This is a genomic window from Clostridia bacterium, from assembly GCA_035561135.1.
Taxonomy (GTDB): Bacteria; Acidobacteriota; Terriglobia; order Terriglobales; family Acidobacteriaceae; genus DATMYA01.
The window spans coordinates 1-14,203 of record DATMYA010000030.1; the positions used below are offsets into that span (position 1 = coordinate 1).

A 14,203-nucleotide genomic window follows, 5' to 3' on the forward strand; every position below is an offset into this window, starting at 1 on the left:
CGAGATGGTGATGCCCGGGGACAACGTTGCGCTGACGGTGGAGTTGATTACGCCGGTTGCGATGGAGAAGGGCTTGCGCTTTGCTATCCGCGAAGGCGGACGCACGGTCGGCGCCGGCACGATCTCCGAAATTATTCAGTAAGATTTTTCTCGGCAGACGCGACGAGAATCGCGCCTGCCGATTCCCGCGCAAGGGTTCCGGTTCGCCGGAACTTCGACACGGGCAAGGCTTCGCGGGAAATGAGCGCGAAGCAATCTAAAAGGGAGTGGCTCAATGCCCCGCGAAATCTGTCAGCTTCAATGTACCGACTGCAAGGATAAGAATTACTCGACGACCAAGAACCGCAAAACCACGACGGAACGGCTGGAATTCAGCAAGTTCTGCCGTAAGTGCCGCAAGCACACCGTCCATCGCGAGACGAAGTAAGGCCGGAATGCGGGCGCCGGACCGAGAGGCCGGCGCGGCGTGCCCTTGCCGAAAGACGCAGGGGCGGTGAATGGGTCGAGGTATACAGGGGCGTAAGCTCAACGGCTAAACTGCCGGTCTCCAAAACCGGACTTGGGGGTTCGAATCCCTCCGCCCCTGCCATTCCTTTTCCCGCGGGATAGCGGAATTGGTACGGCGTACGACGAACGCAAGTCGTGTTGCCGCGTAAGGATGCGAGAGCCGGAACAGCCGAACGGCGCGGCGCTCAGTTAAAGGACCTGAAATGGCGAAGTCGGCAGCAATAGCGAGCGTAGAGAACAACAATCTGACGGCGCGTATCAAATCGTGGCCGCAGCGCACGAAGAGCTTCTACAACGACGTGCGCACCGAGATGAAGAAGGTCACGACGCCCTCCCTAAAAGAGGTGCGCGCGACGACGATGGTTGTGATCGTTGCGGTTGCGTTGTTCGGAATTTATTTCTGGGTTATCGACACGCTGATCGGCAAGGGTCTAGATCAGGTGCTGCGCTCCTTCAGTCACAAGTAAGACCAGTAGCATCGCCGCAAGGCGGACCGTTGGCGGCCCCGCAAGAGCTGGAATCTTCGGCGCACTCAGCGCGACTAAGGACGGGGCGGAAACAAAGTTATGGACGAGATCACTAAAAACACGAGCAACGGGTTAGAGCCGCAGCAGGGCGCCGAAGAAGAGCGCGCGCCGGAAGCTGTCTCCGAGGACGGCAGTCCAGCAGCCGCGCAGGCTCCCGACGCTCCGGCGAACCCGAACATGAAGTGGTACATCATCCACACGTATTCTGGGTTTGAGCGCAAGGTCAAGGAATCATTGGAGTCGCGCATTCACGCCTTCGGTCTCGAAACGCGTATTGGCAAGGTGCTGATTCCTACCGAAGCCGTTACAGAAGTTCGCGGTGGAAAGAAATACACCAGCGAGCGCATGTTCTACCCCGGCTATGTGCTGGTGGAAATGGATATGGATGACCACGTGTGGCACGTCGTAAAGTCGACGCCGCGCGTGACCGGATTTGTGGGTACCGGACAGCAGCCTACGCCCCTCTCTGATGACGAAGTGAAGCAGATCGTTTACCGCGTTGCCGAAGGCAAGGAAAAGCCGAAGCTCAAGGTGAAGTTCGAGAAGAACGAGTCCGTCCGCATCACCGATGGGCCATTCGCAACATTCACCGGTGTTGTGGACGAAGTCAATGAAGACCGCGAAACCCTGAAGGTGATGGTCACAATCTTTGGGCGTTCGACGCCGGTCGAGTTGGAATTCGGCCAGGTAGAGAAGGTCATTACGTAATCGGTCGTGTTTGAGTTGTGCTTTTGGGCTGAAAGTTTTTGGGTTCGAGTACACGGTTCCTTGAACTCGCCTGGGCCGAAAATCCTAGACTCGGGGCTTCGCGGTAAGTGGAGCGGGAACCAGAAAAAGAGAAGGTAAAGAGATGGCGAAGAAAGTAACTGGGCAAGTGAAGTTGCAGATCGCGGCGGGCAAAGCGACTCCGGCGCCGCCGGTAGGTCCCGCTCTGGGTCAGGCGCAGATCAACATCATGGAGTTCTGCAAGCAGTTCAACGCGCGAACCAGCGCGAAGGAACTTGAAGGCCTGATTATCCCGGTCGTAGTTTCGGTCTACACGGATCGCACCTTCACGTTCATCACGAAGACGCCTCCGGCATCCATTCTCCTGAAGCGCGCTGCCGCCGTGGCAAAGGGTTCTGGCACGCCGAACAAGGACAAGGTTGGAACCGTGACCGAAAAGCAGGTTGAAGAGATTGCCCGGCAGAAGATGCCCGATCTCAATGCGGCTTCGGTAGAGACGGCGATCAAGAGCATCAAGGGTACGGCGCGTTCGATGGGTATCGACGTCGTCGGCTAGTCATTTATAAATTCTGGCAGTCGCAAAGACTGCGAGTCGAAGGGACCACGGCATTACAGAGTTTCGTAAAGCGGTGGGAGACAGGAGCAAGCAGTGAGAAAACCCGGAAAAAATATCGAGAAGGCGCGTGCGGCCGTGGAAGTTCGTCCGTACGGACTGCTGGAAGCAGTTCAGCTTCTGCAGAAGGTGAAGTTCGCCAAGTTCGACGAGACTGTGGAAGTGACGCTTCGTTTGGGCGTCGATCCGAAGCACGCTGACCAGATGGTGCGCGGCACCGTTGTGCTGCCGCACGGCTTGGGCAAGTCGAAGAAGGTTTTGGTCATTGCGACAGGCGATAAAGTGCGCGAGGCGGAAGCTGCGGGCGCCGACATCGTTGGCGGTGAAGAAATCGTCGAGAAGATCCAGAAGGAAAACTGGACCGACTACGATGCTGTGATCTCCACGCCCGACATGATGAAGTCGGTTGGCCGTTTGGGAAAGGTGCTAGGTCCTCGCGGCCTGATGCCGAACCCGAAGACGGGCACGGTGACGTTTGATGTCGCCAAGGCAGTGCAGGAAGTGAAGGCCGGTAAGGTCGAGTTCCGCACCGACAAGACGGCGCTGGTACACGTGCCGGTGGGCAAGATCTCGTTCACGCCAGATAAGCTGGTGGACAACGCGACGACCGTCATCACCAGTGTGGTGAAAGCGAAGCCCGCGGTAGCCAAGGGAAAATACATCAAGGGCTGCACGCTGAGTTCCTCGATGGGCCCCGGCATCCTGATCGACACCGCATCGGTCGAGTTGGCCGCGAAGGGTTAGGCTGCGTCACGCGCCCAAGGGCGCAGAGTCGCAGCCACAATCGGCTGCGCCATAGAGATTGCAAAGGATTCGGACATGGCTGTCACGAAAGCAAAGAAGATCGAGCAGGTTGTAGCGCTCACCGATGAACTGAAGAACGTCAGCAATGCCATTGTAGGCACGTTCGGCAAGCTGACGGTCGACAAGGACTTTGAGCTGCGCAAGGCCGTTCGCACGGCTGGCGGCCGCTATCGCGTGGTGAAGAACACGCTGGCGGAACGCGCGGCGAAGGGTACGAAGATCGAAGTTGCCATTCAGAACTTGAGTGGCGTTACCTCGATCGCCTACACCGAAGGCGACCCGGTTGCGCTGGCAAAGGCGCTTTCCAAGTACGCCAAGGACAACCCGGAGTACAGCTTCAAGGCAGGCGTGGTCGATGGCCGCGTGATCTCGATCAGCGAGATCGACGCGCTGGCTGCACTGCCGTCGAAGGAAGAACTGTACTCGAAGCTGCTGTTCATGTTGAATGCCCCGGCGCAACGCCTGGTCACGGTGATGAACGCCGTTGGCCGAGACGTAGCCGTGGTGCTCAATCAGGGCGTCGAGAAGAACAAGTTCCAGCAGGGCGAAGCGGCCGGCGCGTAAGGCTCTTCGTAAACAAGTTCGGAGCGGCGGAAGCCGCTTCAAAGATTCCGTTATCCGTTGTGAGGCGTGCTAGTCCGGTCGCGAGTCTGGCGCACGGCCGAAGCAGAGACCCGAAAGGGTTCGCGGGCTTAAGTAACGCGGAGATCGCGTGGCAGCCACCCGTAAAAGCTTCGAGCACATTGGAAGCCTCGCTGGAGATAGCGAAATTCAATCACGAACGAATAACGAAAAAGTGGAGATATCGAAATGGCGGATCTGCAGCAGTTGGAAGAATCGATCGTAGGCTTGTCGCTGCTTGAAGCGGCACAGTTGGTGAAGAAGCTGGAAGAGCGTCTTGGCGTGTCGGCTGCCGCCGCTGCCCCGGTGATGGTTGCGGGCGCGGGCGCAGGCGCGGCAGCTGCTCCGGCTGAAGAGAAGACCGAGTTCACCGTGGTCCTGACCGCGGCGGGCGCGAACAAGATCAACGTCATTAAGGCTGTTCGCGAAGTGACGAGCCTGGGTCTGAAGGAAGCTAAGGACCTCGTCGATGGCGCACCGAAGTCCATTAAGGAAGGCGTCTCGAAGGAAGAAGCCGAGACCATCAAGAAGAAGTTTACCGATGCCGGCGCTACTGTCGAAGTGAAGTAGTTTGCGATTGCGGGCCTCGTGCCCGCGGTCGTAATCCCGCGTTTGGCATCGGCCAGGCATTGGTTTCGGCTAAACAACGGATCTCTCGTCCACTGGACGAGACGGTTTTGCGGCGCCTCACTTCGTTTTACGGAGTGAGGCCTCGCCCATAAACAGGCGAGAAGGTCTGGACGCCCGGCGACGGGCGGGCCGGGCTGCAAGAGATTCTCCGGTATGTCACGAGCGGGCCGACTGGAGATCATGAAGCCGAGGAAGCGGAGCAGTCATCCAATATCCAGCCGCGAGGATCGCGGAGACTGCAGAATTCCCGGGCGCGGGTGCAGGTGGGCGAGCTGCACAAACAACAGCATTGAGTGGCAGGCGGTCCGGATTCGTAGCCGAAGCTCCGGCGCGACGGACTGAGAACAGGCCTTTAGATACTGGCGCGGGAATACACATTTGAATCACCGATGCACTCGAGCATCGGATTCCCCGATTTTGCAGTGGGGAAGCATACAAGACGCCAAGATTGGCGCCCAAGGGGACGTTTGTCTTCTCGGGCGTTTCCGCATTTTGTCCCGTTGCGGCCACCGAATGCCGCGTGTCAACCCCAGGCACGTTGGATTTACGAGGCTCGCGCAGGGGCGCCTGCGTCTTGCGATCAAAGCAGTAATCGGCAACGCTGATGAGCGGGGCCGATGGAAGCGCGCCAACCACGGGGTGTAGGGCCCTGGCGACCCCCGCGGCACGACGGCGGGGAGCCCGACTGGCCATCGCGAACAGGGCGACGGCATTGCGCGCAGCACGATGCGCGCGGCCTTGGAGCAGGCGTTCCGGCGAGGACGCAGCCCAAGGCAACACTTAGGAGTTTCTATGGCGAACAAGAAAAGTGCCTTCCGCAGACGACTCGATTTTTCCAAAATTCCGGCGACCATCAAGATCCCGAACCTGATCGAGGTTCAGAAGCGTTCGTACGATCGCTTCCTGCAGATGGATTGGCTGCCGAGCGAACGCGACGACGCAGGGTTGCAGGCGGTGTTTCAGTCCGTGTTCCCGATCGCGGACTTCCGCAATGTGTCGCAGCTTGAATTCGTGGATTACTCGATCGGCAACTGGGAGTGCAAGTGCGGGCACCTGAAGGGCCTGCATCATCTGCGCACGACTTGCCGCAATTGCGGTTCGACGGTCGTGACCGATCCGTTCCATCCGGGCGAGGTGCTTTGCACAAAGTGCGGCACCTACAACGCGAACACGCCCGACTTCTGTAATAAGTGCGGCGACCCTGTCGGCTTGCAACTCAAGTACGACGTGCCTGAGTGCGAAGAGCGCGGCATGACGTATTCGGCTCCGCTGAAGGTCACGATGCGCCTGACGATCTTCGATAAGGATCCGGAGACCGGCAACCGCACCATTCGCGACATTAAAGAACAGGAAGTCTTCTTCGGCGATATTCCGCTGATGACCCAGAACGGTACGTTCATCGTCAACGGTACCGAGCGCGTCATTGTCAGCCAGTTGCATCGCTCGCCGGGCGTCTTCTTCGAGACGGCGAACAATCGCACGTATTTCCTCGGCAAGATCATTCCGTACCGCGGCTCGTGGGTCGAGTTCGAGTACGACCAGAAGAACATCCTCTACGTCCGCATCGACCGCAAGCGCAAGTTCCTGGGAACCATCTTCCTTCGTGCCCTGGGTCTGCGTTCGGACGAAGATATTTTGCGCACGTTCTACACCGTCGATCGCATCGCGCTCAAGGACAACAAGCTGTTCTGGACCCTGGAGCCAGGCGTCGATCGTCCCACCAACCTGCAGGGCATGAAACTCTCGCACCGCATCGTTAACAAGAGCGGTGAGGAGATCGCGCACGCCGGACGCAAAGTTTCTCCGTCGATCATGAAGGAGATTCACAAGTCCAAGGTTAGCGAGATTGAGGTCGATCTCGCCGATCTGGAAGGCGCGTTCACGGCCGCCGATGTGGTGGACACGAACACGGGCGAAGTGCTGCTCGAAGCCAACGCGGAGATCACGGCCGACAAGCTGTCGAAGATGATCGAGGCCGGTATCAGCGAAATCCACGTGTTCTTCCCGGAACGCGACGACGTGGGCACCATCATCAGCGCGACACTGCGCCGCGACTCGGTGAAGACGCCACAGGAAGCGTTGATCGAGATCTATCGCAAGCTGCGCCCCGGCGACCCGCCGACGCTGGACACGGCGACTTCGCTGTTCCACGGCATGTTCTTCGATCCGCGTAAGTACGACTTCTCCCGCGTGGGCCGTTTGAAGTTCAACATCAAGCTGTTCGAAAAGGGCGATGCCAGCAGCCTCGACAATCGCACCCTCGAGCCGGACGATTTCTACGGAACCATCCGTTACCTGCTGAAGCTGCGCAAGAACATCGGCTCGGTGGACGACATCGATCATCTCGGCAATCGCCGCGTGCGCGCCGTTGGTGAGTTGATGGAAAACCAGTTCCGCATCGGCTTGGTCCGCATGGAACGCGCTATCAAGGAAAAGATGAGCGTGTACCAGGAGATGTCTACGGCGATGCCGCACGACCTCGTGAATGCCAAGCCAGTGATGGCTGCCATCCGCGAGTTCTTCGGTTCGTCACAGCTCTCGCAGTTCATGGATCAGACAAACCCGCTTTCGGAGATCACGCACAAGCGGCGCCTATCGGCGCTTGGGCCGGGCGGTCTGTCTCGCGAACGCGCTGGCTTTGAAGTCCGTGACGTTCACCCGACGCACTACGGACGTATCTGCCCGATTGAAACGCCGGAAGGTCCGAACATCGGCTTGATCTCGTCGCTGAGCTGCTATGCGCGAATCAACGACTACGGCTTCATCGAGTCGCCGTATCGACGCGTAAAAGGCGGCCGCGTGCTCGACTTTGTGACCATCGTCAACGCCGGTGACAGTGATTACCGCGTGGGCGATCACATCGAGAAGCACGAGGCGGTGAAGGCCAACGACGAACTCCGCGCGCGCAAGAAGCGTCCGATGGACCTGGAGCCGTTCTCCTTCTACCTCTCGGCTTGGGAAGAAGATAAGCACACCACTGCACAGGCCAACGCCGAGCTGGACGACAAGGGTCGCCTGGTTGCCGAACTGATCAACGCGCGCAAGGCCGGCAACTTCGTGCTGGTCAACCGCGACGAGATCGACTACATCGATGTCAGTCCGAAACAGCTTGTTTCGGTTGCTGCATCGCTGGTGCCGTTCCTTGAGCACGATGACGCGAACCGCGCTCTCATGGGCGCGAACATGCAGCGCCAGTCCGTTCCGCTGCTCGTTGCCGAAGCTCCGATTGTGGGTACAGGCATGGAAGGCGTTACGGCGCGCGACTCGGGCGCAGTCATTCTTGCCCGCCGCTCGGGCATCATCGACTCGGTTGATTCGGAGCGCATCATCGTGCGCGTAGAGGGTGAGCACCACCCGATGCAGCTGTCGCGCGAAGTCGGTAGCGACATCTACCAGTTGACGAAGTTCAAGCGCTCGAACCAGAACACCTGCATCAACCAGAAGCCCATCGTCAAGAAGGGCGACCGGGTTGTGAAGGGCCAGGTGATCGCCGACGGTCCTTGTACGGACAAGGGTGAGCTGGCGCTCGGACGCAACGTGCTCGTGGCTTTCATGGCATGGCGCGGTTACAACTTCGAAGACGCCATCCTCGTTTCGGAAAAGCTGGTGAGAGAGGATTACTACACCAGCGTCCACATTGAAGAGTTCGAGATCGAATCGCGGGATACCAAGCTGGGTCCGGAAGAAGTCACGCGTGACATTCCGAACGTCAGCGAGAGCGCACTGCGCGACCTCGACGAGAGCGGCATCATTCGCATCGGCGCTAGTGTGAAGCCGGGCGACATCATTGTCGGCAAGGTCACTCCCAAGGGCGAAACGCAGCTCACTCCGGAAGAGAAGCTGTTGCGCGCCATCTTCGGCGAAAAGGCCGGCGACGTGCGTGACGCTTCACTGACGTGCCCTCCTGGAATTGAAGGCACGGTTGTTGACGTCAAGATCTTCTCCCGCAAGGGTCAGGAGAAGGACGAGCGCGCCAAGCAGATCGAGGGCATGCAGGTTCAGCGCCTCGAGAAGAACCTTGAAGACGAAATCCGAATTCTTACCGACGAGCGACTGAAGCGTCTGGAAGGCCTGTTGGGCGGCAAGGAAGTGCAGGCTGACCTGCACGACGAACGCACCAACAAGCGCCTGCTGACCAAGGGCGTCATTCTGGATCGCGAAACGATTGAGCGCATCTCGACGCGCAACCTGAAGCGGATCAAGTTCGCCGACAAGGACCCGCGCGTCAACGAGCAGATTGACGAGATCGAAGAGATGACTTCGCGTCAGATCGACGTTCTCCGCAAGATCGTGCGCGAGAAGGTGGACAAGCTGCAGAAGGGTGATGAACTGCCGCCAGGCGTCATTAAGCTGGTGAAGGTTTACATCGCCATGAAGCGCAAGCTCAGCGTCGGCGACAAGATGGCAGGCCGTCATGGTAACAAGGGCGTTATCGCCCGCATTCTGCCTGAAGAGGACATGCCGTACCTCGAAGACGGAACGCCTGTCGAAATAGTCCTGAACCCGCTTGGCGTACCAAGTCGTATGAACGTCGGTCAGATTCTGGAAACGCACCTTGGCTGGGCCGGCAAACAACTCGGCGAGAAGATCGACGAGATGATGCGCGAGAACTCGAAAGCCGAAGCGGTCCGTCGCGAGATCAAGCAGATTTTCAAGGACACGCCCTTCGTGGATGAGCTTACGGACGTGGACGATGACGCTCTGATGAAGATCGCTGAAGGGCTTAAAGGCGGCGCGTACTTTGCTTCGCCCGTGTTCGACGGTTCCAAGGAAAGAGAGATTAAAGGACTTCTCGAGCAGGCCGGATTGCCGACTTCAGGCAAGACCACCCTGTTCGACGGCATGACTGGCGACAAGTTCGAACAGCCGGTCACGGTCGGCTACATCTATATGCTCAAGTTATCGCACCTTGTCGATGACAAGATCCACGCGCGTTCGATCGGACCGTACTCGCTGATTACCCAGCAGCCGCTGGGCGGCAAGGCGCAGTTCGGCGGTCAGCGTTTCGGCGAAATGGAAGTGTGGGCGTTGGAAGCTTACGGCGCTGCATACATCCTGCAGGAGTTGCTGACGGCGAAGTCGGACGATGTGTATGGCCGCACGAAGATTTACGAGGCCATCGTGAAGGGCGAGGCAGCGATCGAGCCGGGCGTCCCTGAGTCGTTCAACGTGCTGATCCGTGAATTGCAGTCGCTCTGTCTTGATGTGGAATTGATCAAGGTGAAGGAGCGTACTCCGTTGCCGGCGACGGCCGCAGCTGACTGATGAGAGTGCGAGGCGCTCGATGCGCCTCGCAGACTCGCTTGTTCGCACAAGTTTTGTAGGGAATCGAAGACCTGCTTGCAGCTCCCAAGCGGTGCAGGTCGTGGATTCAATGGCCGGCAAGTATGGCCGGTTCGATTGGGAGCCGTTCGTGGTCACGAGAGAGCCACAGCACCCTGGACGCACAGTCGGCGGACCAGGGGAGGAGGCAATTTGTACCGCTCGAGCCCATTTGACCTTGGTAACAACATTGCGGATTTCGACGCGATTCGGATTAGCGTGGCCTCGCCCGAAAAGATCCGTAGCTGGTCGCACGGCGAAGTAACCAAGCCGGAAACGATCAACTATCGTACCTTCAAGCCGGAGCGCGATGGCCTGTTCTGCGCCCGCATCTTTGGTCCAGTCACGGATTGGGAGTGCCTGTGCGGCAAGTACAAGCGCATGAAGCACCGTGGCGTGATCTGCGACAAGTGCGGCGTGGAAGTCACGCTTTCCAAGGTGCGTCGTGAGCGCCTTGGCCACATCGAGCTTGCGTCGCCTTGCTCGCACGTGTGGTTCTTCAAGGGCCTGCCCAGCCGCATCGGCCACATTCTGGACATTTCGCTGCGTGACCTTGAATCGGTCCTGTACTTCGAAGCCTACGTCGTCGTGGAAGCTGGCGACGCGCCGGTGAAGGATCACGAGATCATCAAGGACGAAGCGAAATTCCGCGAACTGGACCAGCAGTACCGTCCCACGGGCTTCAAGGCCTTGATGGGCGCGGAAGCCATCAAGGAACTGCTAAAACGCGTAGACGTAGAAGTGCAGTCGGTTGAACTGCGCGAGAAGATGAAGACCGAGACCTCTCTGCAGAAGCGGCTGAAATATGCCAAGCGGCTGAAGGTCGTCGAGGCGTTCCGCAAGAGCGGCAACAAGCCGCAATGGATGATCCTCGACGTGATTCCGGTCATTCCGCCGGAGTTGCGCCCGCTCGTTCCTCTCGATGGCGGCCGCTTTGCAACGTCGGATCTGAACGATCTTTATCGCCGCGTCATCAACCGCAATAACCGTCTGAAGAAGTTGATGGACCTTCACGCTCCTGAAGTTATCGTGCGCAACGAAAAGCGCATGCTTCAGGAAGCCGTGGACGCGCTGTTCGACAACGGACGTCGTGGACGCGTGCTGCGCGGAGCCAACAACCGCCCGCTCAAGTCTCTCAGCGACACGCTGAAAGGTAAGCAAGGCCGCTTCCGCCAGAACCTGCTCGGCAAGCGCGTGGACTACTCGGGCCGTTCGGTCATCGTTGTAGGCCCCGAGTTGAAACTGCACCAGTGCGGTCTTCCCAAGAAGATGGCGCTGGAGCTGTTTAAGCCGTTCATTTATCACCGCCTTGAGCAGACGGGGCACTGCACCACGATCAAGCAAGCCAAGGAGATGGTGGAGCAGCAGGAACCGGTGGTCTGGGACATCCTGGAAGAGGTCATCAAAGATCATCCCGTGATGTTGAATCGCGCTCCAACCCTTCACCGTTTGGGCATCCAGGCATTTGAGCCGGTGCTGGTGGAAGGCAAGGCGATTAAGATTCACCCGCTTGTATGTACGGCGTTCAACGCCGACTTCGACGGCGACCAGATGGCGGTTCACATTCCGCTATCGCCGGAAGCCCAGGTCGAAGCCAGCGTGCTGATGCTCGCATCGCACAATATTCTGTCGCCTGCGTCCGGCCATCCGATCACTGTTCCTACCCAGGACATGGTGCTCGGTATCTACTATTTGACCAAGGCTGGCGTGAATGCCAAGGGCGAAGGTCGCGCCTTCTCGAACATCGAGGAAGTGCTGCTTGCGCGCGAGGCCGGCGAAGTGGAAACGCTCACGCCGATCCGCCTGCGCTATACGGGCGAGGTTATCGACCTGACGACCGCGTACGACGATCAGGACGTGCTGCACACCGATCCGGTCGTGCTGAACCGTCAATTCGTCAGCACGACGGTGGGCCGCGCCATCCTGAACGACCGTATGCGTGCCGCTGCCCCGGAGATGCCGTTCATGAACGGCCTGCTCAAGAAGAAGGGCATCGGACAGCTTGTTAACTATTGTTACCTGCGTTTCGGGCTGGAAACGACGGTCCGGATGCTGGACGAGATCAAGTCGCTCGGGTTCAATTCCGCAACCCGCGCCGGCCTGTCCATCGGCATCGACGACATGGTCATTCCTCCCAGCAAGTACTCGCTGGTCAAGGACGCCGAGAAGTCGGTCATCGCCGTGCAACAGCAGTATCTGGACGGCGCCATCACCAACGGCGAACGCTATAACAAAGTCATTGAAATCTGGTCGTCGATCACCGAAAGGGTTGCCGACGAGATGTTCAACAACATGCAGCAGCAGGACAAGGCCGGCTCGATGAACCCCATCTACGTCATGGCCGACTCCGGCGCTCGCGGCTCGAAACAGCAGATTCGTCAGCTGTCCGGTATGCGTGGATTGATGGCCAAGCCGTCAGGCGAAATCATCGAGACGCCCATCACGGCGAACTTCCGCGAAGGCCTCACTGTGTTGCAGTACTTCATCTCGACGCACGGCGCCCGTAAGGGCTTGGCTGATACGGCTCTCAAGACGGCCGATTCGGGTTACCTCACTCGCCGGCTGGTCGACGTCGCTCAGGACGTGATCGTGAGCGAGTACGACTGCGGCACGGTGGACGGCATTTACGTCACTTCAATCGTGGAGTCGGGTGACATCATCGAACCGTTGCGCGACCGTATCGTTGGCCGCGTCTCGCTCGAGAAGATCAAGGACTACGAAGGCAACGTCATTGTCGATGTGAACCAGGACATCACGGAAGACCTGGCCGGCCAGATTCAATCGGCTGGTATCGAGCGCGTGAAGATTCGCTCGGTGCTGACCTGCGAATCGCGCCGCGGCGTCTGCGTGCAATGCTACGGTCGCAACCTTGCGTCCGGCCGCATGGTCGAGCTTGGCGAGGCTGTCGGCGTCATCGCCGCGCAGTCCATCGGCGAGCCGGGCACGCAGCTCACGATGCGTACGTTCCACATTGGCGGTACGGCGTCGCGAGTCAGCGAGCAGTCGCGCCTGGATGCCAAGAACAACGGCATCGTGCGCTTCGCCAATATGCAGACCGTCCGTTCGAAGGCGGGCGACCTTGTGGTGATGAACCGCAACGGGTCGATCACTGTCGTTGATGAAAAGGGCCGCGAAAAGGAACGCTACTCGGTCGTGTACGGCGCTCGTATCAAGGTGGAAGAGGGAACCCAGGTCAAACAGGGCCAGGTACTGGTCGAGTGGGATCCGTACACCTTCTCCATCCTGACGGAAATCGGCGGTCCGGTGGCTTTCAAGGATCTGCAGGATGGTTTGACGCTCCACGAAGAAGTGGACGAAGTGACCGGTCTCTCGCGTCACGTCGTCATGGATTCGCCGGACGAGAAGCGCCAGCCTGCAATCGTGATCAAGGGCGGAAAGACCAACAAACGTTACCTGATGCCTTCACGTGCTCACCTCATGGTGCAGGACGGAGATGAGGTTTTCCCGGGCGACGTGCTGGCCAAGATCCCGCGTGAGACCACGAAGACCAAGGACATCACCGGCGGTCTGCCGCGCGTTGTCGAGTTGTTTGAAGCCCGCAAGCCGCGCGAAACGGCTGTCATCAGCGAAATCGACGGCAGCGTCAAGTTCGGCGAAATCGCCAAAGGCCAGCGCAAGATTTACGTGGTGGCCGACAACGGCACGGAGAAGGAGTACTCGGTGCCGCGTGGCGTTCACATCAACGTGCAGGAAGGCGAGCGCGTCCGCGCCGGCGAACCGCTGATGGACGGCCCACTCAACCCGCATGACATTCTTGCCGTGCTCGGCGAGAAGGAACTGCAAGGCTACCTGGTCAATGAGATTCAGGAAGTCTATCGGTTGCAGGGCGTGAACATCAGCGACAAGCACATCGAAGTTATCGTTCGCCAAATGATGCGCTGGGTCAAGATCGAAGACGTGGGCGACACCACCTTCCTGCTCGAACAGCAGATGGACCGGTTCCGCTTCCGCGAAGAGAACGACCGCGTGATCACACAAGGCGGCAAGCCGGCTACCGGCCGTCCGCTGTTGCTGGGCATCACGAAGGCGTCGCTCTCGACCGATTCGTTCATCTCGGCCGCATCGTTCCAGGAGACCACGCGCGTACTCACCGAAGCCGCCATCAACGGCATGGTGGACCACCTGCGTGGTCTGAAGGAGAACGTCATCGTCGGACGCCTCATTCCGGCAGGTACCGGCATGGAGTACTACCGCAACGTGCGGTTGGCTCCGGAGCTGGAAGAAGCCGCTCAGAAGGTACAGGAGGAGATCAGCCGCGAGTACGAAGAAGCAGAACGCGCGCTGGAACTGCTGCGCCACGAAGGCGAGAACGAGCCGGAAGAGCTGGCAACCGAGCAGCCGTAACCGCATCACTCACGCTCAATGCGATCGCGGGCCGTTAAGGCCCGCGATTCTTTTTGCGGCAGGTATCGTTTAAGACGGGCTCGTCCGG

General features: G+C 59.0%; 10 protein-coding genes and 1 tRNA gene. All 11 read left to right on the forward strand.

The window, feature by feature from the left end; genetic code table 11:
• On the forward strand, positions 1 to 142 hold a 142-nt coding region (gene tuf / locus VN622_07105), incomplete at its 5' end, for an elongation factor Tu (GenBank protein ID HWR35621.1).
• 132 nt (positions 143 to 274) lie between these two features.
• On the forward strand, positions 275 to 427 hold the full coding sequence (rpmG, locus tag VN622_07110; protein ID HWR35622.1) for a 50S ribosomal protein L33: 153 nt from the start codon (positions 275 to 277) through the stop codon (positions 425 to 427).
• An 86-nt stretch (positions 428 to 513) separates the two neighbouring features.
• Positions 514 to 589, forward strand: a tRNA-Trp gene (locus VN622_07115).
• A 121-nt stretch (positions 590 to 710) separates the two neighbouring features.
• Positions 711 to 974, forward strand: a complete 264-nt coding sequence (gene secE, locus VN622_07120) for a preprotein translocase subunit SecE (GenBank protein ID HWR35623.1) — start codon at positions 711 to 713, stop codon at positions 972 to 974.
• A gap of 99 nt (positions 975 to 1,073) precedes the next feature.
• A complete protein-coding gene (gene nusG, locus VN622_07125) occupies positions 1,074 to 1,742 on the forward strand; it encodes a transcription termination/antitermination protein NusG (protein HWR35624.1) in 669 nt (222 codons plus the stop codon).
• Positions 1,743 to 1,884: 142 nt separating this feature from the next.
• The gene (gene rplK, locus VN622_07130; GenBank protein HWR35625.1) at positions 1,885 to 2,316 is read left to right on the forward strand and encodes a 50S ribosomal protein L11; all 432 of its coding nucleotides are present in this window, start codon (positions 1,885 to 1,887) and stop codon (positions 2,314 to 2,316) included.
• Positions 2,317 to 2,409: 93 nt separating this feature from the next.
• Positions 2,410 to 3,117 (forward strand): 50S ribosomal protein L1, encoded by a 708-nt coding sequence (rplA, locus tag VN622_07135; protein ID HWR35626.1) that lies wholly within the window; start codon positions 2,410 to 2,412, stop codon positions 3,115 to 3,117.
• Between the two features lie 75 nt (positions 3,118 to 3,192).
• A complete protein-coding gene (gene rplJ / locus VN622_07140) occupies positions 3,193 to 3,741 on the forward strand; it encodes a 50S ribosomal protein L10 (protein ID HWR35627.1) in 549 nt (182 codons plus the stop codon).
• Between the two features lie 246 nt (positions 3,742 to 3,987).
• Entirely contained in the window at positions 3,988 to 4,368 is a 381-nt protein-coding gene (gene rplL / locus VN622_07145) for a 50S ribosomal protein L7/L12 (GenBank protein ID HWR35628.1), read from the forward strand.
• 852 nt (positions 4,369 to 5,220) lie between these two features.
• Complete coding sequence (rpoB, locus tag VN622_07150) at positions 5,221 to 9,693, forward strand: DNA-directed RNA polymerase subunit beta (GenBank protein ID HWR35629.1); 4,473 nt, start codon at positions 5,221 to 5,223, stop codon at positions 9,691 to 9,693.
• 210 nt (positions 9,694 to 9,903) lie between these two features.
• A complete protein-coding gene (gene rpoC, locus VN622_07155) occupies positions 9,904 to 14,115 on the forward strand; it encodes a DNA-directed RNA polymerase subunit beta' (protein ID HWR35630.1) in 4,212 nt (1,403 codons plus the stop codon).
• Positions 14,116 to 14,203: the final 88 nt, after the last annotated feature.